Origin of the sequence: Collinsella aerofaciens (assembly GCF_040910325.1) — a bacterium.
Taxonomy (GTDB): domain Bacteria; phylum Actinomycetota; class Coriobacteriia; order Coriobacteriales; family Coriobacteriaceae; genus Collinsella; species Collinsella aerofaciens_BL.
Window position 1 is genome coordinate 1 of record NZ_JBDGAV010000012.1, and the last position, 24,379, is coordinate 24,379.

At 60.8% G+C, this 24,379-nt stretch carries 22 protein-coding genes; 12 read left to right on the forward strand and 10 right to left on the reverse strand.

What is annotated here, in order from left to right; genetic code table 11:
- Positions 1 to 522, forward strand: a 522-nt coding sequence (locus AB5Z25_RS06210) for an IS3 family transposase (RefSeq protein ID WP_368135058.1), incomplete at its 5' end; no start/stop codon positions are given.
- Between the two features lie 70 nt (positions 523 to 592).
- Here AB5Z25_RS06210 and AB5Z25_RS06215 read toward each other — a convergent pair.
- From AB5Z25_RS06215 to AB5Z25_RS06235, 5 genes are all read right to left on the reverse strand, one after another.
- The gene (locus AB5Z25_RS06215) at positions 593 to 1,447 is read right to left on the reverse strand and encodes a DegV family protein (protein ID WP_368135059.1); all 855 of its coding nucleotides are present in this window, start codon (positions 1,445 to 1,447) and stop codon (positions 593 to 595) included.
- 119 nt (positions 1,448 to 1,566) lie between these two features.
- A complete protein-coding gene (locus AB5Z25_RS06220) occupies positions 1,567 to 2,016 on the reverse strand; it encodes a MarR family winged helix-turn-helix transcriptional regulator (protein ID WP_117820503.1) in 450 nt (149 codons plus the stop codon).
- Between the two features lie 170 nt (positions 2,017 to 2,186).
- Positions 2,187 to 2,906 carry a B3/B4 domain-containing protein gene (locus tag AB5Z25_RS06225; RefSeq protein ID WP_368135060.1) on the reverse strand — a complete coding sequence of 240 codons (720 nt, stop codon included), beginning with the start codon at positions 2,904 to 2,906 and terminating at the stop codon, positions 2,187 to 2,189.
- Positions 2,907 to 3,134: 228 nt separating this feature from the next.
- Positions 3,135 to 4,805 carry a phosphoenolpyruvate carboxykinase (ATP) gene (gene pckA / locus AB5Z25_RS06230; protein WP_368135061.1) on the reverse strand — a complete coding sequence of 557 codons (1,671 nt, stop codon included), beginning with the start codon at positions 4,803 to 4,805 and terminating at the stop codon, positions 3,135 to 3,137.
- 278 nt (positions 4,806 to 5,083) lie between these two features.
- Positions 5,084 to 6,655 carry an L-lactate permease gene (locus tag AB5Z25_RS06235; RefSeq protein ID WP_368135062.1) on the reverse strand — a complete coding sequence of 524 codons (1,572 nt, stop codon included), beginning with the start codon at positions 6,653 to 6,655 and terminating at the stop codon, positions 5,084 to 5,086.
- Positions 6,656 to 6,835: 180 nt separating this feature from the next.
- Between AB5Z25_RS06235 and AB5Z25_RS06240 the strand changes: the two genes are divergently transcribed.
- On the forward strand, positions 6,836 to 8,416 hold the full coding sequence (locus tag AB5Z25_RS06240) for a lipopolysaccharide biosynthesis protein (protein WP_331253682.1): 1,581 nt from the start codon (positions 6,836 to 6,838) through the stop codon (positions 8,414 to 8,416).
- A gap of 395 nt (positions 8,417 to 8,811) precedes the next feature.
- On the opposite strand, the gene AB5Z25_RS06245 is transcribed toward AB5Z25_RS06240, so the two are convergent.
- Positions 8,812 to 9,651, reverse strand: coding sequence for a metallophosphoesterase family protein (locus AB5Z25_RS06245; protein WP_035137261.1), 840 nt, complete (start codon positions 9,649 to 9,651; stop codon positions 8,812 to 8,814).
- 253 nt (positions 9,652 to 9,904) lie between these two features.
- On the opposite strand from AB5Z25_RS06245, the gene AB5Z25_RS06250 reads away from it, so the two are divergent.
- From AB5Z25_RS06250 to AB5Z25_RS06270, 5 genes are all read left to right on the forward strand, one after another.
- Entirely contained in the window at positions 9,905 to 11,506 is a 1,602-nt protein-coding gene (locus AB5Z25_RS06250; RefSeq protein ID WP_161145168.1) for a potassium/proton antiporter, read from the forward strand.
- 227 nt (positions 11,507 to 11,733) lie between these two features.
- A complete protein-coding gene (gene serC / locus AB5Z25_RS06255) occupies positions 11,734 to 12,858 on the forward strand; it encodes a 3-phosphoserine/phosphohydroxythreonine transaminase (RefSeq protein ID WP_161145167.1) in 1,125 nt (374 codons plus the stop codon).
- Between the two features lie 70 nt (positions 12,859 to 12,928).
- On the forward strand, positions 12,929 to 14,092 hold the full coding sequence (locus AB5Z25_RS06260) for a phosphoglycerate dehydrogenase (protein ID WP_161145166.1): 1,164 nt from the start codon (positions 12,929 to 12,931) through the stop codon (positions 14,090 to 14,092).
- A gap of 177 nt (positions 14,093 to 14,269) precedes the next feature.
- Positions 14,270 to 15,490 carry a M20 family metallopeptidase gene (locus tag AB5Z25_RS06265; RefSeq protein ID WP_195246607.1) on the forward strand — a complete coding sequence of 407 codons (1,221 nt, stop codon included), beginning with the start codon at positions 14,270 to 14,272 and terminating at the stop codon, positions 15,488 to 15,490.
- Between the two features lie 39 nt (positions 15,491 to 15,529).
- Entirely contained in the window at positions 15,530 to 16,210 is a 681-nt protein-coding gene (locus AB5Z25_RS06270; RefSeq protein ID WP_138112838.1) for a DUF1015 family protein, read from the forward strand.
- Positions 16,211 to 16,339: 129 nt separating this feature from the next.
- On the opposite strand, the gene AB5Z25_RS06275 is transcribed toward AB5Z25_RS06270, so the two are convergent.
- The 3 genes from AB5Z25_RS06275 to AB5Z25_RS06285 all read right to left on the reverse strand — a co-directional run bounded on the left by AB5Z25_RS06275 (position 16,340) and on the right by AB5Z25_RS06285 (position 18,289).
- On the reverse strand, positions 16,340 to 16,975 hold the full coding sequence (locus AB5Z25_RS06275) for a histidine phosphatase family protein (protein WP_368135063.1): 636 nt from the start codon (positions 16,973 to 16,975) through the stop codon (positions 16,340 to 16,342).
- A gap of 17 nt (positions 16,976 to 16,992) precedes the next feature.
- Entirely contained in the window at positions 16,993 to 17,535 is a 543-nt protein-coding gene (locus AB5Z25_RS06280; protein WP_368135064.1) for a histidine phosphatase family protein, read from the reverse strand.
- 82 nt (positions 17,536 to 17,617) lie between these two features.
- Positions 17,618 to 18,289, reverse strand: a complete 672-nt coding sequence (locus AB5Z25_RS06285) for a nitroreductase family protein (RefSeq protein WP_368135065.1) — start codon at positions 18,287 to 18,289, stop codon at positions 17,618 to 17,620.
- A gap of 235 nt (positions 18,290 to 18,524) precedes the next feature.
- Between AB5Z25_RS06285 and AB5Z25_RS06290 the strand changes: the two genes are divergently transcribed.
- The gene (locus tag AB5Z25_RS06290; protein WP_035137275.1) at positions 18,525 to 19,127 is read left to right on the forward strand and encodes an HdeD family acid-resistance protein; all 603 of its coding nucleotides are present in this window, start codon (positions 18,525 to 18,527) and stop codon (positions 19,125 to 19,127) included.
- The gene (locus AB5Z25_RS06295) at positions 19,128 to 19,610 is read left to right on the forward strand and encodes a YaiI/YqxD family protein (protein WP_055252057.1); all 483 of its coding nucleotides are present in this window, start codon (positions 19,128 to 19,130) and stop codon (positions 19,608 to 19,610) included. It begins immediately after the preceding gene.
- Positions 19,611 to 19,776: 166 nt separating this feature from the next.
- On the opposite strand, the gene AB5Z25_RS06300 is transcribed toward AB5Z25_RS06295, so the two are convergent.
- Complete coding sequence (locus tag AB5Z25_RS06300) at positions 19,777 to 20,859, reverse strand: putative manganese transporter (protein WP_161145161.1); 1,083 nt, start codon at positions 20,857 to 20,859, stop codon at positions 19,777 to 19,779.
- Positions 20,860 to 21,030: 171 nt separating this feature from the next.
- Here AB5Z25_RS06300 and AB5Z25_RS06305 point away from each other — a divergent pair, with 171 nt between their 5' ends.
- The 3 genes from AB5Z25_RS06305 (at position 21,031) to AB5Z25_RS06315 (ending at position 24,327) form a co-directional block, all read left to right on the forward strand.
- Positions 21,031 to 21,999: a 3'-5' exonuclease gene (locus tag AB5Z25_RS06305; protein WP_161145160.1), complete on the forward strand. Its 969-nt coding sequence runs from the start codon at positions 21,031 to 21,033 to the stop codon at positions 21,997 to 21,999.
- Positions 22,000 to 22,350: 351 nt separating this feature from the next.
- On the forward strand, positions 22,351 to 23,541 hold the full coding sequence (locus AB5Z25_RS06310; protein WP_161145159.1) for a putative endonuclease domain-containing protein: 1,191 nt from the start codon (positions 22,351 to 22,353) through the stop codon (positions 23,539 to 23,541).
- A gap of 420 nt (positions 23,542 to 23,961) precedes the next feature.
- Complete coding sequence (locus AB5Z25_RS06315; RefSeq protein WP_035137284.1) at positions 23,962 to 24,327, forward strand: ArsR/SmtB family transcription factor; 366 nt, start codon at positions 23,962 to 23,964, stop codon at positions 24,325 to 24,327.
- Positions 24,328 to 24,379: the final 52 nt, after the last annotated feature.

Below are 24,379 nucleotides of genomic sequence, written 5' to 3' on the forward strand. Positions count from 1 at the left end.
GAGAACGTCATCGCGAGGGACTTCGGCGCCGAGGGGCCGTGGCAGAAGCTCGGCACCGACGTCACCGAGTTCAAGGTCGCCGGCGCCAAGGCCTACTGGGCCCCGGTGCTCGACTTCTGCACGAAGGAGATCGTGGCGAGCGACATATCGACCTCGCCGGACCTCGCCCAGCAGCACAGGATGCTCGACCGGCTCCTCGAGGCCCTGCCCGACGGGGCGGCACCGACCATGCACTCGGACATGGGCTGGCAGTACCAGCACGAGTCCTACGCCTCCAGGCTGGAGGGGGCGGGCATCACCCAGAGCATGTCGCGCAAGGGGAACTGCATCGACAACGCCGCCACCGAGCAGCTCTTCGGCCACGTGAAGGACGAGTTCTACCGCGGCAGGGAGTGGGGCAGCTTCGAGGACTTCAAGCGCGACCTGGAGGAGTACATAGACCATTGGAACACGCGGCGCAGGCAGGTAAGATTGAAGGGCCTGACGCCGGAGGAGTTCCGGAACCGGGCCCTTGCGGCGTAGTCGCTATTTGTTCAGTCCAAGTTTCGGGGCGCAGTTCACTGTCCCCTTTGTGGTGGTTTTGACCGGAAAGCTAGTTGGCGGGGCGGAAGAAAGCTACGGCTACGGCGCCGGGGCCCACGTGGGTGCCGATGGTGGCGCCAATGGTGTGGATGGGCAGCTCGTTCTCGGTGTGTCCAGCCCACAGTGCCGCGCTGTCCTCGATATACTTCTTGAGCACGGCGTCCGAAAGGCCCGTATAGCCCAGCGCCAGCGGCATGGAAAAGTCGACGCCGCCCGCTTTTTCGACCTTCTGGTTGAGCAGGTTACGGCCGTTCTTGGAACCGCGCGCCTTGCCCAGCTGCACGATCAGGCCGTCCTCGGCGGCCACCACGGGCTTAACGTTGAGCAGCGTGCCCACAGCGCCCGCAGCAGCAGACAGGCGACCGCCACGCACCAAGTACTCCAGCGTCTCGAGCAGACCGATAACCACCACACGGTCGCGCACGGCCTCGACGGCCGCCGCGATCTGGGCCGCGCTACGGCCCTCGTCCACCAGACGCAGGGCATACTCGACCAGGACACGCTCGCCCAGAGTGACGTTATTGCTATCCACCACGTACACGTCGCCGCCCGGCGCCTCGGCAAGTGCGGTACGGGCACTCTGATTGGTGCCCGAAAGCTTAGTGCCCACGGTAATAATCACAGCCTCATCGCCGGCCTCACGCGCCTCGGCAATAGCCTGCGAAAACGCGTACGGGTTGACCTGGCCGGTCTTGGGCAGCTCATCGCGCTCCACGAGCATCTCGTAAAAGCGCTGGTGATCGATGTCGAAGCCATCCATGTACACATCGGTGCCAAAGGTAACGGACAACGGCAGAACACGCAGAGCGGGGTGCTCAGTCGGCGACATATCGCTCGCGGAATCGGTAATAATACGAATGGACATAGCGAATCCTTTCTTTCGCGGACCTCTCGCGGGGAATTTTGACAGCAATGCCCCGGCACGGCATACGCACTCAAACGGGACTATGCAGTTGTTAATTGGAAGCAAATGCCTTGGCGGCCTTAGATCTCGCGCAGGGTGTTGAGAATCGTGCGCAGCGACGCATACATCTGCTCGCGCTGCTCCACACCCATAGCCTTACCGGTGGTATCGAGCACCTCGCGAATGATGCGGTCCGCCTCGCTCATGCTCTCGCCGCCCAGAGCGGTCAGGCGCACCGGAGCACGATACTTAACGGCGGCATCGCCCGAATCATCGACCTCGACGTAGCCACCCTCCTCCAGATGCGCCAGCGTACGCGAGACGGCGGCGCGGGTCACGCCTGCCATGCGAGCCAGGTCGGCGCCAGTCAGGCCGTCCTTGCTGCGCTCAAGATAGTACAGGCACATAACGTCGGAGCCCTTGAGACCCAGCCTTGCGCCCTCAGACGTCTTAATGCGCTGGATCTCCTTGTAGAGTCCGCTGATCAGTCCGACAAAGTCCTCGAAACGTGTCTCGTCGCTCTGCTGCATGGGAGACGACCGCCTTTCGATTGCATAATGCTAACGGGTAAACATCTTAGCCGTACTCAGCGACTGCCGCCTCCACGCGACCCAATTGTTAACCAATCAACATAAAAACCACCACAAAGGGGACAGGCACCTTTGTGGTGGTCTGGGGCATCAATAGGTTCTAGGCGCCGCTACAGCTCCACGCAGGGATTGTCGCGGGTCACAAGCGTCTTAACGACAACCGTAGCGCCCAGATAACGCTCGAGCAACTCGGCGAGACGATCAACGGCAGCCTGGCATTCCCCCATCCGCTCGGGCTCCACGCACTCAATCGCCAGGAACGCATCGGCCGAATCGTCGGACAGCGCCGTGCGAACGCCGTCGCGCCAGTTCCAGCAGCGGCACACGGCGCCCGCATCATCGATGTAGGCAAGCTCGCCGGGCAGCGTCGGATCGTCCGCCTCCTCGCCAAGCGGCCAGAACGCATCGCCACCGTCGGTCACCTTCAGGCGAAGGTCTCCCTCGATCGCATGCAGATCCTCGCCTCCCACGGGCAGCGCGTAGGTCAGCGACACCGTGTTGTAGATGTCCACCGCAGGCGTAATGTGGCCCACCGGCTTGCCCTTAAGCACGCGCTTGAGCAAGTTCTCGATCGAGCAGCGGGCGCCCTTTTTTGTCTTGAACAGCCGGTACGCGTCGCGCCATGCCTTGACCGGCGCGTTCTCGCTGATAGTGTCGCTGGTCAGATGACGCTCCGCATCGATATTGGCGCGGTCGAGCAACGTCGCAATCGCATCCACGTCCTCTTGAGGAATCTGAGCCGTGGGCTTCATGCCCTCCACGACCACAACACCGACCGTTGCCTGCGGAAACAGCCCCCAGAATGAATCCTCGGCAATAAAGCTCTTCATACGCTCTCCCTTCATTGTGCGCGCCCGAGTGAGGGCGCCTAAACAAAAAGCGCCCTTACAACGGCCACCTTCAAAGTCCTACGGTGCCGTCACAAGAACGCTTGCGCTGTCCCCATCCGGAGAAGGGGACGATATGTCAGGCGTATTGTAACCCGAGTCATCCGCGCGAGCAAAACCACCACAAAGGTGCACTGGCCCCTTTATGGTGGTTTTGGGTCTAAGGCGACGCTAGTGGCGGAGTCCCAGCAGGCCGCGGCCGCGATGACGGGCCTCGGCGGACACCTGGGCGTGCGGGCCGGCGGCCTTGACGGACTCGGGCAGGTGCGAGTACTTCTTCTCGAAGTTCTCCTCGAACATCACGGCCAGGTTGTGTGCAGCCTCGTCGTAACGAGCGGTGCTCTGCCAGTACTGGCGCGGCACCAGGATGCCGTCGGGCACACCGTGGCACGTGGTGGGAATGTCGACGTTAAAGATGTCGTCGTGCACGAACTCGCTGTCCTCGATGGTGCCGTCGAGGGCGCGCGCGACCAGGGAGCGCGTGTAGGCAAGCTCAATGCGATGCCCCACGCCGTAGCCGCCGCCGATCCAGCCGGTGTTGACCAGGTAGACGCGCGTGCGGCCGTCGGCGATGCGCTCGCCGAGCATTTTGGCGTAGACCATGGGGTCGAGCGGCATAAACGGCTCGCCGAACAGCGAGGAGAACGTGGGCGTGGGCTCGGTGACGCCGACCTCGGTGCCGGGAATCTTGGCCGTAAAGCCCGTCACAAAGTGGTACATGGCGGCGTCGGCCGTCAGGCGCGAGATGGGCGGCAGCACACCAAAGGCGTCGCAGGTCAGGAAGAGCACGACGCTCGGGGTGGTGCCCATGCCCTTGGTCCACGCGTTAGGAATGTGCTCCACGGGGTAGGCCACGCGCGTGTTATGCGTGATCGAGACGTCGTCGTAGTTGGGCTTACGGTTCTCGTCGAGCACCACGTTTTCGCAGATGGCGCCAAAGCGGACGGCGTTGAAGATCTCGGGCTCGTGGAAGGCATCCAGGCCCTCGCACTTGGCATAGCAGCCGCCCTCGATATTGAAGATGCCCATGTCGGACCAACCGTGCTCGTCGTCGCCGATCAGCAGGCGCGTGGGGTTGGCCGAAAGCGTGGTCTTGCCGGTGCCGGACAGGCCAAAGAACACAGCGGTCTCGTGCGTGACGGGGTCCATGCTGGCCGAGCAATGCATGGGCAGCACGTCGTCCTCGACAGGCAGCAGGTAGTTCATGACACTGAAGATGGACTTTTTGATTTCGCCGGAGTAGCCGGTACCCGCGACCAAAATCACGCGCTCCTGGAAGTTGATGACCACGGCGGCGCTGGAGTTGAGGCCCTTGATGGCAGGGTCGCACTGGTAGCCGGGTGCCGCAAGCACGCAGAAGTCGGGCTCGCCGGTGCGCGCGATTTCACGGGCGAGCGGACGGGCGAGCATTTGCTTAATGAAGAGTGCCTGGCTGACACGCTCGCAGGCAACAAGCAGGCGACGCGTGTGGTTGCGGTCGGCGCCCGCCATGCCGCGCGTGACGAACACGTCGCGCTCGTTGAGATAGTCGACGATGCCGGCCTTGATGGCCTCATAGCTCTCGACGGACAGCGGGCGGTTGACCGCACCCCAGGCGATCTTGTCGTGAACATCGGGGGTGTCAACGATAAAACGATCGTTGGGCGAACGACCAGTGCGCTCCCCCGTCTCGATCACCAGCGCGCCGTTGGATGCCATGCGGCCTTCTTCGCGGCGGATGGCGTGCTCGACGAGCTCCGCGGCGGGTAGATCGACCAGCAGACGGGGTTGATTCTCGGCGGGATCTTCAACGAGCGTAATACCAAAGTTGGACAAAACTTCTGCAGGGGTAACACCAGGCATGGGGCCTCCTTTAAAAACGCGACACATGGACGCGGCGCGCACTTTACTCACGTAAAGCCCGTTGTACCCGATATGCAAAAACGTTTTTGCGGCAAGGACGGCAAGCCCGCCCAACGGTCAAAAATCGCAGGCAAGCGGCCTAGTCATTGGGGACGTTTTTAAACAACTAGTCATTGGGGACACTCTTGAACAGGCAACATTCAAGGAGCGCCCCCGGATGCCGGCACTTAGGGACGTTCCCAAAGTGTCGGCACATAAGGAACGTCCCTAAGTGCCGACTACAGCGGCAGGTTTTGGCCGAGCATGGCTATGGCGCTCATCAGGACCAGCATGCCGGCAGCGTAGGGCAGCACCGCGCCCAGGAGTTCGGCATCCTTACCGCGCACGAGCACGGCGGCAAGACCAATGGCGAGGGTCTGCGGCGAGATCATCTTACCGGCGGCGACGCCCAGGGCGTTCAACGCGACCATCCAGTAGTCGCTCACACCCAGCGCAGTGGCAGCCTGGCTCTGAATGGGGCCAAACAGCATGCCCGAGGACGTGCCCGAGCCGGTCACAAACGCACCGACTGCGCCGATCCACGGAGCCAGAATCGGGTACAGCCCACCGGCGACGGCGATGCAGAACGCGCTGATCGAAGAGATCATGCCCGCATAGCCCATCACCTTGGCACAGCCCAGCACCGAAAGCATCGTGATCACCGTCGGCATCATCTGCTTCACAGTCGCGGCCAGCACCTCGCCCATCATGCGTGGCGAAGCACCCTGAATGGCACCGCCGGCAAACGCCGCCAGGAAAATCCAGACGCCCGGCGTGTTGATCCACGAAAACGTAAGCGTACCGGGATTCTCACCGCAATACACCTGCACGTGGCTCGCAAACGGCGCGAGCGCGGCATGTACAGCGGGCACCAGGTTAGACGTGCCCAGCAGCAACACAAAGATCAGGATGAAGCACGACCAGGCCGAAAGCGCCGACTTAACGGTGAGCTTCTCCCCCGCCTCGATATTCATGTGAAAGCGTGCGTCCAGACGCCCCGACTTCTCGGCACGCATGGCAAGCGCAGCTGTCAGCGCGAGCGAAACGATGGATCCTACGACCACGGCCAGCTCGGGGCCCACAAACATGGCAACGACCAGAGCCGCGCCGACAAACGACACGCCGGAGAGCAACGCCACGCCGGCAACACCGTGCAGACGCTCGCCCACACTCGCGGCATTGCCCTGGTCATCGGCAACACGGCCCGCAACCAGCACAATAAATAGCGGCATCACCACAAAGAACGGCGCGAGCTGCACCAGCTGAACGGTCGCTAGGTGAAGGGAATCCAAACCCACCAGGTCGGCAACGGACACCGTGGGGATGCCGATGGAGCCGTAGGGCGTGGGCACGCCGTTGGCCAGCAGGCAGATGAGCACGGCAGGCACGGCCTCAAAGCCCAGGCCCGCGAGCATGCCGGCGGGAATGGCGACAGCGGTACCGAAGCCGGCCATGCCCTCCATAAAGCCACCGAAGCACCAAGCCACGAGCAGCGCCAGCAGACGGCGGTCGCTGCTGATGGAGGTGATCATGCTGCCGATCACGTCCATGGCGCCCGTACGAACGCACAGGTTATACGTGAACACCGCGGCGATGATCACCAGGACGATGGGCCACAGAGCCATCAAAAAACCTTCGAGCGAGGCGGTCGCGATCTGCGCTGCCGGCAGGTGCCACCATGCGAAGGCAAGCAAGCACGAAAGGACAAACGATCCGATAGCGGCCTTCCAAGCTGGCCATTTAAAGCACAGCAGCATCACGACCAGCCAAATAATCGGCACAAGAGCCAGTAAGAATGCGGCGACGTCCATAGGTAGAAGCTCCTTGGTACCGCGTGGGCGGCATCGGGGGTGTCACAAAACTTCAACAGGATACCGCACGTTTACCGACAAATTACAGCCGCCCGCCGAAATTATTGAACAATCCGTTCAAAAACACGAGCGAACACCGTCGCGTCTATACTAAAGCGCAGCAATAGAAAGGACTCCGCTTTGAGTATCACGCCCCTCGATAGCATTCGCCGCGCCATCGCCCGCCGCAACGGCACCTCCAACCCCGCTGCATCGAAGGACGGCGCCGCGAAGGCCCAGGGCGGCCGCATCGAGAACGGCCTCTTCCCTGCCTCGCACACTGCCGAGGAACTCGCACGCATCCAAGAGCTGAGTCAGCGCAACGCCGGCGGGCCCGATAGCAGCCAAGCCACACGTCGCCGGCGCGAACGCGATCGGGAGCCCGGCCCCGTCCGCCGCATGGTCAACGCTTGGTGGAACCGTCTGCTCGGCGCCGTCTACGGCGGCGGGTTCTCCATGCAGGAAGCGGAATACGAGGAGCACGCCACCCGCCGCGATTACCTTTGGAACGCTCTCGGCACCGCCGTGTGGGGCTTGGCGTTTCCGCTGCTCACCATCGTGTCCACACAGCTCGTGGGCGCCGAAGAAGCCGGCAAGTTCTCCATCGCCTTTGTCACCGGCACGCTCATCATGATCGCGTGCAACTACGGCGTGCGCAATTTCCAGGTCTCGGACATCGACGAAAAGACGTCCTTCGCCTCCTACCAGCTCAATCGTTGGATCTGCGGAGCGCTCGCCCTAGGCTGCGGCCTCATGTATAGCAGCGCCCGCGGCTATGACGCGCAGATGGCGACGATCGGCCTGGGCGTCTACCTGTATAAGGTCATCGACGGCGTCGCCGACGTGTACGAAGGCCGCCTGCAGCAGGCCGACAAACTCTACTTGGCTGGAATGAGCCAAACGCTACGCTCCGTCGGCGTCATCGCGGTCTTCAGCGTGGCGCTGTTCCTCACGCGCAGCATGCCCATCGCGGCCATGGACATGGGTGTCACCGCGATCGCCTCGCTCGTGCTGGTCACCGCGCCGCTCGCCCTGCTCGAGACCGAAAAATCGCGCCGCGTGAGCCTGCGCGAGGTCGGCCACCTGTTTGTCCAGTGCGCCCCGCTCTTTGGTGCACTGTTCCTGTTCAACCTTATCGAGAGCATGCCCAAGTTTGTGATGGAAGGCACGCTGGCATACAAATATCAGCTGTACTTTAATGCCCTGTTCTTTCCTGCGCAGGCTATTTTGCTGAGCATTGGATTTATCTATAAACCGCAGCTCCTGCGCTTGTCGAACATTTGGGCTAATCCTCGCAAGCGTCGTCGCTTTGACCTGATTATTGTTGCCGTTATGGCGCTGATCGTGGTCATCACCGGCATGTGCGCCGCATTTATGGCAGGTCCCGGTATTCCCCTCATGAGCTTTATGTACGGCCTCAGCTTTGAGCGCTACCGTACGCTGGCGCTGCTGATGGTCGTCGCCGGCGGCGTCACCGCGGCCATCGACTTTATCTACGCCATCATCACGGTGCTACGCCACGCTAGAGACGTCACCAAGATCTACCTGATCTGCTTCGCCGTAAGCGTGGTGCTGCCGGTGATCCTGATTAAGCTGCTGGGTCTGATGGGCGCTGTAGTGAGCTACCTAGCCATCATGGCCCTACTCCTGGTGCTGCTGATAATCGAGTACCGCCGCATCCGCCAACGCATCGAACGCGACCGCAACCCATACGGCGCCTAATTAGCTGCCCGGTCACCGGAATTTGCGATGGAATCACCCCGTCTGGGGTCTCGTTGCGGACAATATTCATCACGCAAAACTAAGTGAGTAGACTTTTACCGAATCCCCGACCACACCAACAGAGCACAAGTCTGTGACCTGCGGTTTTATTGAGGCAAATATGTTGGGTGCTCGGCATTTCCAAAAAAGTCTACTCACTTAGCAAGCGGGCAGCCAAAAAAGAACCGCCGCGACGTCGTTTGACTCCGTTGCGACGGTTTTTCGAGCATTTTCGCGCTGTCGAGGACGCAGACGCTCCTCATTTCTAGCGCTTACCGAGCAAGAAGGCGCTACTCTCCGAAAGTAGTCAAAAAAGCCCCGTCCCAAATTAGCTACGGTAGATCGGCGGAACAAGGTTATTCGCCCGGGTTGATGTTCGCGTAGAACTCGGCCCCGTCGTCCAGGCGCAGGATGCCCACGCGGCCGAACTCGGAGCCGGTGGCGGCGGCGCAGTCGATGTCGATGCGATCGGGCACACCAGCAGTGTCCTCGCCGCCCAAGCGCACGATCTGCCCGCGTCCCGATTCCTCATCGAGCCCCGCCAGACCACCGACCTCGCAATAGCGCCCAAGCGATACCGTGGGCGTGTGACCGCTCACCACGACCGGGCCCTTGCCCTCGGCAGAAAGCAGCCCGGTCGACGCATCCCAATAGCCATGACGAATCCACAGCAGGTCATCGGACGACTGCACCGCGAGCATCTGCTGCAGCAGCTCGCGATCGGCACCCACCGCTCCAACGCCATCGGCACAATCGACGCCATGCTCAAGCAAAAACGCGCGCGCCGCCTTCATCTCGATTCCAGCATGTACCAGCAGATACGGGCGCTCCTCGGTCTCGACCACTGCGTAGAGCGGCAGCGCGGCCATCCATCGCACGAGCTCCTCGTATGCCTCAAATTCCATGTCGTTGAGCTGCTCGCGCGTCGTCCAACCACCGTTGATATCCCAGGTCTCGGCATCGAGCGGATCCTGGCCAATGATGGCATCGAGCATGATCTGCTCGTGATTACCCTTGAGCACGTGGGCGTTGGGCAGCGAGCGCACGAGCTTAATAACGCCGACCGGATCGGGCCCGCGATCGATCATGTCGCCCAGCACGTACAGCGTGTCGTCGGACGTCAACGAGATCTTAGACAGGGCTTCGTCAAGCGCACGCACGTGCCCGTGAGCATCAGATGTCACATAGATCGCCATGGTACGCCTCTCCTTGCATTGCGGCCGAAGCCCGGCGCCGCAACTAAAACTTCAAGTTGAACTTAAACGTTACCCATTGTACTCCGTTGCAATAAAGCTGGAAAGGGTTTCCGAGCAGAGGCAAAGACGGCAGCCGTCTATGACGATATCGCGCACGCCCGCAATCCAACCCCATAAACCCACCATCTTTGGGTACAAATAACCGCAGGCAACTGACCGTGCCACGCCAACCAACCAGGAGCGGACACCATCCATGAACCAGATCCTTCTCTTTATCGGCCTCGTCATCATTCTGTGTCTGACCATCAAACCCGTCGGCAAAAAGCTCCCCTTCCCCACCCTGCTCATCTTTATCGCGCTCGGCATGCTGTTGGGCGTCAACGGCCCGGCGCATATCGACTTTAGCGACTATGCGCTCACCGAAACCGTCTGCAGCACGGCGCTGCTGTTCATCATGTTCTACGGCGGCTTTAACACCAATATCGACCGTGCCAAACCCGTCGCTGTGCCGGCGGTGCTGCTGAGCACGCTCGGCGTCGTCATCACTGCCGGCATCACCGGCGTGTTCGCCCACTTCGCGCTGGGGTTCGACTGGATCGACGGCCTGCTGTTGGGATCGGTCGTGGCATCCACCGACGCGGCCAGCGTCTTTAGCGTGCTGCGCGAGCACAACCTTTCGCTGAAGGGCGGCACCGACTCGCTGCTCGAGGTCGAATCGGGCTCCAACGACCCCGTCGCCTACATGCTCACCGCCGTGCTCGCCACACTCGCGGCCGGCGGCGACATTAACATCCCCGTGCTGCTGGCCAAGCAGATTATCCTGGGCGTGGGCCTGGGCCTCGCCATCGGCTGGGCGGCGGGCCGCCTGATTGAACGCGCGCACGCAACGGCCGAGGGCGCGCAGACCATCTATTTGTTCGCCGTGGCCATCGTCGCCTACGCGCTGCCGAGCTACCTGGGCGGCAACGGCTTTTTGGCTGTATACCTGGCCGGCATTGTGCTGGGCGCCAGCGACATCACCGGCAAAGTCGAGATGGCGCACTTCTTTGACACCCTCACCGAGATGGCCGAGATGACGATCTTCTTCTTGCTCGGCCTGCTCGTAACGCCCGCACGCCTGCCGCAGATGCTGCTGCCGGGCCTGGCACTCATGGCGTTCATGCTCTTCGTGAGCCGCCCCATCGCCGTCGGCGTGCTCCTAGCGCCCTTTAAGACGAATCCCCGCCAGGTCGCGCTCGTAAGCTGGGCGGGCCTACGCGGAGCGGCTTCGGTCGTCTTTAGTCTCTTTGCCGTAGTGGCCGGCGTTCCCGGCGGACACGACCTATTTGACCTGGTGTTTGCGATTGCCGTGTCGAGCATTGTGGTGCAGGGCTCGCTGCTGCCGGCGGTGGCGAAGAAGCTCGATATGATCGATGCGACCGGCGACGTGCGTCGCACCTTTAACGACTACCGCGACGAAGACGGCATGTCGTTCGTCAAGCTCAAAGTAGGCGCTGGACATCCGTTTGCCGGACGCTCGCTCGCCGACATTGGCAGCGCAACGAACATGCTGGTGGTCCTGGTACTGCGCGACGGTGCGCACCCGGTGTTGCCCAACGGCGATACCGTAATTGAGGAAGGCGACCTATTGGTGATGGCTGCCCCGACGTTTGAAGAGCGTGCCGAGGTTACGCTGCGCGAGGTCACCGTGACGCCCCACGGTCACCTGGCCGGCCAGCGCCTGCGCGATGTGCCGCAAGGCAAGCATCCGTTTATTGTGGTGATGCTCAAGCGCGAAGGCCAAACGATCATCCCCGACGGCAACACCCTAATATACGCCGGCGACGAAGCCGTCATCGCCACGCTCGCGTCGTAGCGGGCAGGAGGTAGCTAATTTGCGACGAAGAGATCAAGCGCCTAGAAAGCCTCATGCCTTCGCTCGCAGATTTGGATTTGCCTGAGGAGTAAAGCACCCCTCCCCCATGTAACCATCCTGCAAATCATAGCGGCGCAGTCGAGTTTTACCGTGATGCGGTCGCGCCTGGCGCTCCACTGTGCTAAAGTATCCCGAACGTTCAAACGACTACGAGGGGGAACTAGAAGATGGCACGTGTGCACAACTTCTCAGCTGGCCCGGCCGCGCTGCCTACCAGCGTGCTCGCCGAGATCGCCGACGAGATGATGGACTACCGCGGTTGTGGCATGTCCGTGCTCGAGATGAGCCATCGATCTAGCATGTACCAGCAGATTATCGACGACGTCGAGGCAACCCTGCGTCGTCTGCTGAGCATCCCCGACAACTACCGTGTCCTGTTTTTGCAGGGCGGCGCCACGCTGCAGTTTGCGGGCATCCCCATGAACCTCATGCGCCGCGGGCGCGCCGGCTACATCGTGACCGGCAACTTTGCCAACAAGGCATACAAAGAAGCCGCCAAGTACGGCGAGGCCGTGCTGCTCGCGAGCTCCAAGGACACCAATTTCGACCGCATACCCACCATGGCCGACGTCAACGCGCGCATTGCCGCCGAGGCCGCAAGCAACGGGCTCGACTACGTCTACATCTGCCAGAACAACACCATCTTTGGCACCATGTACCACGAGCTGCCCAACTGCGGCGACGTACCGCTGGTCGCCGATGTCTCGAGCTGCTTTCTGTCGCAGCCGCTCGACGTTGAGCGCTACGGGCTCATTTACGCCGGCGCGCAGAAAAACGCCGGCGCCGCGGGCGTGACCGTGGTCATCGTGCGCGACGACCTCATCGCAGATGGCTCCGCCTTTGCGCAAACGCCGCAGTACATGGACCTCAAGGCCCAGGCCGCCAAGGGCTCCATGCTCAACACGCCCAACACCTTTGGTATCTACGTATGCGGCAAGGTGTTCCGTTGGGTTGAGAAAACCGGCGGACTTGCCGCCATGGCCGAGCGCAACTGGGCCAAGGCCAATCTGCTCTATGACCTGCTCGAGCACAGCGAGCTGTTCCATAGCACTACGCAGGCCGACAGCCGCTCCATCGCCAACGTCACCTTCCGCACCGGCGACGCCGAACTCGACGCGGCCTTTGTCGCAGGCGCGGCCGGGCACCAGATTCAAAACGTCAAGGGCCATCGCCTGGTGGGCGGTATGCGCGCCAGCGTCTACAACGCCGTAACCATGGAAGACGTGCAGGCACTGGCCTCGTATATGAAGGACTTCGAAGCGCAGCATAGTTTGAGCCCGCGATCTAACTAGCCCGCAACGCGCGGGCCGACCAGCCACTTCAAACCACTTGTTTTAGACAAACCTGCTAAGGAGTTTTTCCATGCGTAAGATTAAGACCATCGACGACATCACTAAAGACGGCAAAGTCGAGTTTGGCGAGGGCTACGAATTTGTGAGCACCGCCGAAGAGGCCGACGCCATCCTGATGCGCTCGACCGACCTGCACGGCTACGAGCTGCCCGAGGGCATCCGCGCCATCGCCCGCTGCGGCGCCGGCGTCAACAACATCCCCGTCGAGGAGTACGCCAAGAAGGGCGTCGTCGTCTTTAACTCCCCCGGCGCCAACAGCAACGCCGTCAAGGAGCTCGTCCTAGGCATGCTGGTGCTCTCGAGCCGCGGCGTGGTGCAATCGATGAACTGGGTGCGCGACAACGCCGACGATCCCGAGATCCAGGTCGATGCCGAGAAGGCCAAGAAGGCCTTTGTGGGCCGCGAGCTCAAGGGCAAGCGCATCGGCGTCATCGGCCTGGGCAACGTGGGCTCCAAGGTAGCCAACGCCTGCGTCGATCTGGGCATGGACGTCTACGGCTACGATCCGTTCATTTCCGTCGAGCACGCATGGGTGCTGAGCCGCGAAGTGCAGCGCGTAGGCACGCTCGAGGACCTGTGCCGCGGCTGCGACTACCTCACCGTGCACGTACCCAGCAAGGCCGACACCATCGGTATGATCAGCACCCAGCAGATCGATCTGCTGGCACCCGACGCCGTGCTCATCAACTACGCGCGAGAGACCATCATCGACGAAGACGCCGTCGACGCCGCCCTGCGCGAGGGCAAGCTCAGCTGGTTTAGCTGCGACTTCGCCACGCCCAAGACGGTCAAGATGCCCAATACGTTTATCACCACGCATTCGGGCGCCGGCACCGGTGAGGCTGAAGCCAACTGCGCAGACATGGCCATCAGCGAGCTCAAGGATTACCTGGAGAACGGCAACATCGCACATAGCGTCAACTACCCCACCTGCAGCATGGGCAAGGCGCGCGCCGCAAGCCGCATCGCCTGCCTGCACGCCAACGTGCCCAACATGATCGGCCAGATCACGGCCATTCTTGCCAAGGACAACGCCAACGTGCAGCGTATGACCAACGAGTCCGCTGGCGAGAACGCCTACACCATGTTCGACACCGACGAGCACCTGGACAGCAGCACCATCGAGGCGCTCAAGCAGATTCCGTCGATGTATCGCGTGCGCGTGATCAAGTAGCGCCGACTGACCTGACGGGCAGCTCCCCATGTGGCCTGCCCGTCACTGACATTGAATGCCCGCGGGGGTGCCTTTCGCACGAGAGGCGCCCCCGTTTTTGTGAGCGCTCCATTAAGTGCACCGAGCCGCTTCTTGGCATACAATCTGTATGTTGACCTAACTATCTGTGAGGTGCCTATGGTTGATACAGATTTTGCTTGGCGGCTTACGCAGGGGCTCGTGCGGATCGACAGTTCCGACCCAGGTGCGTATGAGGGCGAGATTGAACGCTATATCAAAGCGTTGGTTGAGGAACGGTTAGCGCAGCTGAGCCATCCGGTACTCGATGCCGTGCAGATTGCAGAGCACGAAGTACTCCCCGGGCGCCGCAACCTTATGGTCACCGTGCCGGGACTGAGCGACGAGCCACGGCTCGTCTATATCTGCCATATGGATACCGTTACGCTGGGCGATGGCTGGGACGCGGACATTCCGCCGCTCGGAGCGATCGTGCGCAACGATAAACTCTATGGCCGCGGTGCCTGCGATATGAAGGGTGGCCTGGCCTGCGCCATTGCCGCACTGGTCCATACGCTCGAGCGCGTGGCGGCAGAAGGCGAGCTGCCCCGCCGTGGCTTCTCACTCATTTGCTCGGTCGACGAGGAGGACTTTATGCGCGGCTCAGAGGCAGCCATCGATGCCGGCTGGGTCGGCTCGCGTGAATGGGTGCTGGACACCGAGCCCACCGACGGACAGATCCAGGTGGCGCACAAGGGGCGCACGTGGTTCGAGATTGAAATGGCTGGCGTAACGGCGCATGCGAGCCAGCCGTGGAAGGGCGCGGATGCCGTCGCCGCCATGGCCGAGGTCGTGTGTTCGCTCCGTCGCGCGTTTGTGGCGCTGCCCGCGCACGATGAGCTGGGGCCTTCGACCATCACGTTTGGCCAAATCGAGGGCGGATATCGCCCCTATGTCGTGCCCGACCGCGCCAAAGTCTGGGTCGACATGCGTCTGACCCCGCCGACCGATACGGCCGCCGCAATCAATATGGTCGAGCATGCTATTGCCGCCGCCGAGGCCGCGGTTCCCGGTTGCCACGGCAGCTACGCCGTGACGGGCGACCGCCCCGCTATCGAGCGCGATCCGGTCTCTCCCCTTCTAGCTGCACTCAAGTGCGCAGCAGACGATGTAACGGGCACGGACACGACCGTCGGCTTCTTTACCGGCTACACCGACACTGCCGTCATTGCCGGCAAGACGGGTAACCGTAGCTGCATGAGCTATGGCCCAGGCTCGCTCGCACTCGCCCACAAGCCCAACGAATATGTGCCCCACGCCGACATCGTTCGCTGCCAGAGTGTGCTCATCGCGCTCGCCGACAACACGCTCTGGGGCGCGGATGGCCAAGTTGGGGCATAATAAGCCGCGAACAAACCAACTCGTGCGTTAGGACCGCCCATGAAAGCACTTCCGTTTCCCTGCATCCGCCCGGCTCAGGACCGCGTGCTCGAGGCGTTGCCCGCAATGGGCAGCATCCTGAGCGGCAACGATGCTCTGCGCGGAGCCATTGCCGATGGCCTGATGCTCAAGGACCCGGGTGCGGCGTATTACGTGTACGAATGCTCGGGGGAGCCGGGGCGCGTGACGGGCGTTGTGGCGATCTGCCCGGTTGGTGCGCTGGCGGGCGGCGACGCGGTTGCCGCCGATACGGCCGCCGCTGCGCGCGCATTCGCCGACCTCAAGGTACAGCCCCGTCCCGTAACGCTCGCCTACGAGGCCTCGCCCGTCATGGATATCATCCTGGGCGCCGCCAAAGAGGGCGCCTCGCTCTACGCCGTCACCGATCCTGCGGGCATTACACACCGCGTGTGGGAGGTTAAGCGCGAGGACGCCGTCGGCGCCATCCGTGCCATGCTCGACCAGGCGCCGGAGCCGGTACTGGCCGACGACCCTGCCTACGCTGGCGCACTAGTCGGGGTATCACAGCTCCTGGCCGATGAGGCCCGTTCCGCCGGAACGTACACCGGCAAGGAGCCGTTCAACTTTACCGTTGCCGCGCTCTTCCCCGCTGCGCAGGTCAGCGGCGGCGCACCGCAGGTTCCGACGGGTCTGCTCACGCACCAAGTCGCGCGGTTCTAGCAAGACCAGACCGCGCAGCACAAAAATCGGCAGCTCAACAAACAGGGGGCGGAGATGCAGCAGGTACATGCATCTCCGCCCCTTTTGCGTCGAGAAGTTATGCCGGCGACCCGAGCCGCCACGCTCGCGTTATCCGCGCTGCGGACCTGCAGTAGCCACAAGCGGTTCAAGGCCCAGCTCGCGTGCGTAATCCTCCTGCGTAAAAATCTCAATCAGCTCAAACGTGTCGGATTCGTCGTCAAACGCAAAGTGCAGCACCGAGCAGTTGCCCGGCACACGATCGCGTTCGTCGGTCGCCGCACCCTTCACGTGGTCCATGAACTCCTTGATGGCCGAGCCATGGCTTACCGCGAGCACGCACGTATGGTCCGGACGCTGCATAAGCTCGGTCAACGTCGCCACCATGCGCTCGCGCACCTGCATCTGACCCTCGCCGCCAAACTGGCGATAGAAGTCGCGCCACGGGCGCTCGGGCATGAGCACCACGCGCTCGGCCTCAAAGTCGCCAAAGAACCACTCACGCAGGCCGTCCAGGCGCTCGTACGCCAAGCCCGGCCACAAGTTGGCGATAGTCTGCTCGGTGCGATGAAGCGTGGAGGTGTAGGCATGATCGGGCTCAATGCCGCGCGCACGTAAAAACATGCCGGCGCGCGCCGCCTGGTCGCAGCCCAACTGCGTAAGCGGCGAGTCACTCCACCCCTGAATGATACGCTTGAGGTTGAATATCGTCTGTCCATGACGGACCAGATACAGATCTTTATTCATAGGGGTCCTTTCGTTCGTTACCAATCAAGGAGCGAAAACGCCCCGTCGCAATAGCCAAAATGAAGCACGGCGCCGTTGTCGGGTAGCTCCCCCTCGCCAGTCACATACTCAAGAAACTCCTGGCAGGCTGAGCCGTGGGAAACCGCCAGCACGCAGTCGTGCTGCGGCCTGGCCATGATGCGGGACAGCGCCGCGACCATGCGCGACTGAAGCTCACTTTCCGACTCGCCACCAAAGGCAACCGGATAATCACCCCAGGGCTGCGGCGGCATCTCGCGATTTGATGCGCCCTCCAGCGAGCCAAAATGCCACTCACGCAGGTCATCGACCAGCTCTATGGAACGGCCCTCGCCAACGATAAGCTCGGCCGTATGCCGCGCCCGGCCCAACGGCGAGGAATACACATGATCAAAGGCCACGCCACGCGCCGCAAACGCCGTACGCGCCGTCAGCGCCTGCTCGCGCCCGCGCGCCGTAAGCGACGAATCGTGCCAGCCCTGCAAAATGCTCTGCACATTGAGCTCAGTCTGCCCATGCCGCACCAAATACAGATCTGCCACACACCCTCCCCTCGTACCACCACAAAGGGGACAGGCACCTTTGTGGTGGTTTACCGTCTGATCACGCCGCGATGACGCTCAGCTACACCAGCACGTCAGCGAGCGAACGCTTAGGTACGTGGTGCACCTGCGCCTCGTCACGCCAGTAATTAATAGAGCCGTCGGGGTTGGAATCGATCGCATCGATAACTTGAGTCTCGGCCGGAACGCCAAACGCCATGATCAGCTTGAGCTCATATTTGTCGTTATCGAGCCCCATGGCATCGATCGCGCGGGGCGTAAAGGCCTTGAACATACAGGCTGCCACCTCGGGCGTGGCGCTGCGGGCGGCGAGCATCATCGTCTGCGCGGCAATGCCCGTGTCGACCTCGGTAATGGGAGCGGCTGGCTTGCCCGGAACGGCGCGCTCAGCCAAAATCGCGATGTAGCCGGTCGGGCGCTCACCCTCGGCAGGACCCGGCCAATCCTTAAGCGCACCGGCCCATGCAAGCTCATCAAATACACGCGCGCAATCCACGGCACCGCTCACCACATGAAAACGCAGACGCTGAGCATTGGCGCCGCAGGGAGTCAGGTGAGCCAGCTCTGCCAGCTCGAGCAAAAACTCACGCGGCACGCGCATGGACTCGTCAAAACGGCGGCACGTACGGGCACGACGGACCAGCGCATCAAACGCTTCCAAGCCGAGCTTTTCGCAACCCTGCTCTGCCATCGATTCGACACTCGACGGCGCCTCGGGAACTGCTTCGTTCATAGGGACCCCCAATACAAGCCAATTGTCCTTAGGAAAATCTAACCTAAAACGTAGGCAATAACGAACAGGGCTGCAATGTTCTACACCTGTTGAATAGAAAATCGCAACGTGGGGAACAACGGAAACAATTCGGGGCCTTTGGGTTACGTTTCGCCCTCTCCGACCCATACGCCAGCGCCTTTAGGCGATACTGGTTGTAACGATCAAGGCTTACGCCGCACGGAAAGGAGACATTATGGGCATCTTTAAGAACGATGACCAAAAATCGAGCCAGTTTGGATTTGACGAGAAAAGCATGGCGGGCAAAGCCGTCAAGGCCGTGCGCTGGATTTACGCCATCACGGGCGTCTTGGCGCTCGTCGCCGGCATCGCACTGCTGTTTGCGCCCGCCAAGTCCCTCGTCTTCCTAACGACCGTCTTGGGCTTCTACTTTGTGATCACGGCCGCGATCAGGCTGTTTACCGCTGTTTTCGAGCCGCTGCTGCCCACCGGCTGGCGCGTGACGAGCATCATCTCCAACCTACTCATTATCTTGGGCGGCGTCATAATCCTGCGCAACCAGGCCTTCTCGACCGCGACGCTCACCACGATGGTGGTTATCGTGGCCGGCTTTGGCTGGATCGTCGAAGGTGTCATGTCCATTCTGGAGTCCGAGCTTTCGTCCAACCGTGCCCTCGCCATCCTGAGCGGCGCGCTCTCCATCATCGCCGGCATGTTCGTGTTTATCTATCCGCTGTGGTCGGCCAAGATGCTCGTCATCTTTAGCGGCGCCGCACTGCTGGTGTTTGGCGTAACGCTGATTGTTCGCGCTATTCAATTTGGCAAACTGGTGCACTAGATGCCGCGAACGCTCTTTATTGATGCAGACGCCTGCCCGGTCACGCGCGAGTCGATTGACTGCGCGCGGCGGGCGGGCGTCGCCGTTGTTATCGCCGGCAACAGCACGCAAAACCTAGAACGGCACATTCGCCGCGACGACCCGCGCGATGCTGAGCACGCGCGACGCGGATTTTGGGTCACGACGCTCGATGTGAGCGTGGGCGCCGACAGCGCCGACTTTGCCATTGTCGAACGCCTGCAGGCGGGCGACGTGGTCGTGACGCAGGACATTGGCCTGGCGAGCATGGTGCTCGGCCGCGATGCCGCCGCCATCGGTGTGCGCGGGCGTGTGTACGACAAAGCAACCATCGACATGCAGCTGTTTATTCGTCACGAGGAAAAGAAGGTGCGTCGCGCTGGCGGTCGCACCCGCGGGCCGGCAGCCTTCACCAGCGAAGACCGCGCCCGCTTTAAGCGCAACCTCACCGAGCTGCTGCACTAACCAAGGTAGATTTTTGGGACATGTCCGGAAATCTGCTTTTTGCTTTGGGCGGTGTGAACGCTCAAAATCCATGGCTCAACAAAAAACGGGCTTCAAAATGCCATGCGTCGCCGCATTGTGCAGGCGCCGAGCATGGCTATTTTGAAGCCCGTTTTGTTAGGCCCACTTAGAGGCCGAAGGCGGATAGGATGAGGCCCCAGCCCGCGCCGATGACATACATCATGATCAGAAACACAGCGTTTTCGCGGGCGCTGCGGTTGGTGCGGAACAGCACCAGGTAGCCCACGCCGGCGGAAATGAGCGTGCCGGCGAGCATCGGTGCCAGCTGCAGCGCGCCTTCCAGGTACAGTTGCGTGATGACGACGCTGGCCGAGCAGTTGGGGATCAGGCCGACGAGTGCCGAGCCCAGGACCGCAAGCATCTCGTTGCCGCGCAGGAACTGCTCGATCGCCGACTCGCCAAAGGTCTCGAGCACGGCGACCAGAATCAGCGTCACCAGGAAAATGAATACCGACACCTGCACGGTATGCGAGATCGCGCTGCGGATGATCGACACGATGGGCGCGCCCTCGTGGGAGTGGCTGTGGTCGTGGTGGCGCTCGTGCTCGTCCGCGTGACCATGATCGTGGCTGTGGTCGTGCCCGTGCTCGTCCTCATCCTCGTCACAGCCGCAATGATCGCGTTCGCACAGCTCGTGGATGTGATCAGCACTTACTCCCGCCTCGGCCACTTCATCAATGATGTCGCCCCCGGTATGGTCGTCGTGCGCGCAGTTCACATGAGCCGGATTGGCAGCGGTCCCCAGCACGGTACGGCGAATCGCCGCATGCGCGCGGGCATTACGACGAAGGCCGCGGATAGCCGCATCCACGATAAAGCCCGTGACCAGCGCGATCAGCGCCTTCGAGGCGAGCAACATCGCCATGGTCTGCACGGGTACCTGCTCGGCGAGCAACAGCGGCAGCATCTCGTCGGAGGTCGAAAGAAACACCGCCACCAAGGTGCCCAGCGTCACGACGCGACCGGCGTACAGTGTGGCCGCCATTGCCGAAAAGCCGCACTGCGGCACCATGCCCAGCAACGAGCCAACCACGGGACCCGCGGCGCCGGCGCGCTTGATGGCCCCGTTAACGCGGTCGCCCGCGACGTGCTCCAAGGTCTCGAGGGCCAGATACGTCACCAACAAAAACGGCACCAGCGAGAGCGTGTCCTTGCCGGCGTCGAGCAGAATATCAATCAGCAAATCCATGACGGATGGAACCTTTCGTGTCTTTCGGCAGCATTGTAAAAGTCCTAGCGGTCAACTAGGGTATTGTAGTTGTCCTAGGCGCGATGCCAATAGTTGCCCATGGTAAACTATCATCTCGCCATAACTCAATGCCACCGAGCCGCGCGACGCGGCCCGTCCAAGGAGCAGTCTATGAACGTTTCACAAGCACTCGAATACGAGCGTCAGCCGTTTATCCCCATGTTTATCTATGGCGATCACGGCGCCATGGAGTCCGAGCGCCAGAAGGGCGAAGAGGCCCTCAAGGTGCTCGAGACCGAGTACTTTACCGCCGAGGGCGACCCCGGCTTCGACTTTGCCACCGTGCGCGACCTGGCCGACCGCAACCGCGACCTGTGCGACCAGATTGGCGAGGCACGCCTGCGCAACGTGACGCCCGCGACGCTTTCGCGCGGCCTGTCCGATGCCGACACCTGCGCCGCCATCGGCAAGATGCAAAAGCGCACTGCCGCGTCCGTCATGCGCGAGATCCGCGGCGACCGCGACGCGCTCGGCGTCGCCTACGCTCGCAAGCCCATCCAAGGCACGGTGCTGGGCATCGACATCGAAACCACCGGTCGCGCGCCCGAGCGCGGCTACATCATCAACGTGGGCTGGGAAATCATGGAGCTCACCAGCGACGCCGTGCCGCATGACGCCGAAGCACACTACTGCGGCCTGCCCGACATCTATCGCGGCGAGGACGTGCCGCTGTCGAATATCCACCACATCACTTGGGACGACATCGACGGCAAAACGCCCTTCCGTGAGAACAAGGGACTGCAGAAGCAGCTGCTCAAGCTTATGAAGAAGTACCCGTACATGGCGCATAACGCCGCGTTCGAGGACAGCTGGTTCAAGATTCACCTGGACGGTTACGCCGAGGCGCGTCGTGCCGGCAAGATTATCGTCATCGACTCGCGCCAGATCTGCCGCAGCCTGGATGCCGACGTCCGCTCGCTCCCCCGCGAATCCGCCCCCGCCGCGCTCGAGAACTGGGCGCGCCGCCGTGGAACCCTCGCCGCCGACGCCAACGAGCAGCATCTGGGCCTGGACGACACCGACCTCATGCTCCGCACCGTCCAAGCCGAGTTCAACCTCAAGAACCTATTTGCCAAGTAGAAACGTCTACGACAAACACGGCGTAGATCACGAGCGGCCTCGCAGCGGGAACCCCCCGCAGCGAGGCCGCCCTACGTTCCACAAATAAATCTGCCATCACAAATTCTGAACCCTCATTTTGAACGATTTCGGCCAATTCCCGACACGTAATTCGTTATCGGATGGTGATGCATCACTATCAAATGTGCGGCAGTTGAGTAGTTATATGCTATAGCTAAGCTGCGAAAACTTTTATTTAGGGCATACCAACTCATAATTGCGTCAAGTTTTTGGACAGCATTTGGTTAGACCTCTAAAACGACTTTTTCACTCAGCGCCATCAACACGGCATTAGCTGACACGATATATACCATGAGTATCGTATTGTCACATACCACTGCAAAAGCGGTCTACCAGGCCGCGCATTCGGTGTCTGCGAAAGGCATCGAGTCCTGTAACCCTGCCGCGATTTACGGATCATGTCCCACCGGAACGCTCCTTGACGCAGCCGCAGAATGGCTCACCAAACATGATGTTTCCCTCGACGCAAATGATTCCCTCGAGGTGATGGTGTTTGATCGCAGGAATGCGCGCTATGCAATGAACTGTCAATGCCACGTTTCTTCAAAACGATTCTCGAACTCACGCTTTATAGAGCTCAAAGATGGCATCTTCATTGTTGGCGTTGAGCTTTGCGCACTTCAGGCCGCCACCTATCTTTCTTTTCGCGAACTAGTGGAGTACTACTTTGAACTGTGCGGCGCTTATTCCCTTGGAACCGACTCTTCCACCTCCTATACCGAGCGTTTCGCGCTCACCTCGACCGAGAGGCTAAAACAGTTCTTTAATTCCATTACCAGATGCGACGGTCTGGCTCTTGCCCGAAAGGCGATCCAATGTGTGCGCGACGGATGCCGGTCTCCTATGGAAACGGCCTTTGTCATGATGCTAACGCTGCCTAAAAGCGAAGGAGGACTTGGTATTAAGGGAATTGAGACCGATTACGAGGTGCAGGTCACCGCTGCCGCAAAGAATCTCACGAGACGCAAAAAGTTCTTTATGGATGCATATCTAAAGAAATCTCGCACAGACATTGAATACAACGGTTTTTATCATGACGCGGAAGAAGACCGCGCCATCGATGAGGAGCGCAAGAATGCGCTTGCGTCCATGGGATACGGAATCATCACCGTCAGCCGTTATTCCTTTATGCATGCCAGCTCTTTTGTTAGGGTCATGGAAGCAATCCAGCGGAAAGAGGGCGTACGCCCCTCGCGTCTGCCAAAAGACTTTCAAATCATGCAAGAGGACCTGAGACAGTTTGTGCTCAGAAGGTTTATAGAAGAGAAAAAGCGAATTCAGAAGCAGCTTCGCCAGGATTCCGAAGAGCGTCAACGAATCGACCTCGAAAAAGCAACACTCGAAGGCATCACGCTGGATGACCCGACAATTAATGAAGTTGCAGCAATCGATGACATGCAGACTGTCGAATCCGACAGCCCATCATTTGCCCAAACAAGCAGTCTCACGCCCGAGGGCAAGGTCTTCGGTGCCGGAAACTAGGCCGGCTAACAAGGTGGGTACCCTAACGATGTGCAAAATTGCGAGTATTCAGCAAGGTCGGGTGTCTATCACCCTCGAGTGGATCCAAATGTGAAGCGAAATCACTCTTGCGTGAGAGCGTTAGGCAACATTTGAGGAAGAACTCATCGGATTAACACCCTAAGATAACTCTTGAACTGCATTATATGACCTGCAATAAATTAGCGGACCCCCTATAGTTGCAGAATACTCCATTTTTTGCACGGCACGAGGGTACCCACCTTGGCATCGACTATCAAAAAACGCTCAGTCCGGGATCTCGTCACCTATTCCCCATCATTTTGTACAACGAATTACCTGAACGTCATTGACATATGAACATGCACTCATATAATCGAAAGTAAATTATATGAGCGCATGTTCATATGAAAGGATATTGCAATGAGCATCCGCGTTGATGAAACGAAACTCGACATCGAGGCCACCGAACCCGCGATCCCGACCACCTGCTCGCCCGAGGACCTTCCCGACGAGGAGCTTCTCTACGACCTCGCCGACCTGTTCAAGGTCTTCAGCGACACCACGCGCATCAAGATCCTCTATGCCCTCATGGGCCGCGAGCTCTGCGTGGCAGACATCGCCGAAGCGACCGAAACCTCGCAGTCCGCGGTGTCGCACCAGCTGCGCACACTCAAGCAGTCGCACCTGGTTAAATTCCGGCGCGACGGGCGCAATATCCTCTACTCGCTCGCCGACGACCACGTCTACACCATGCTCAACCAAGGCATGAGCCACATCTGCGAATAGCGACCAACCACGGTACCAGCGCGGCCTGCACCCAAGCCGCAAATACAGAGAA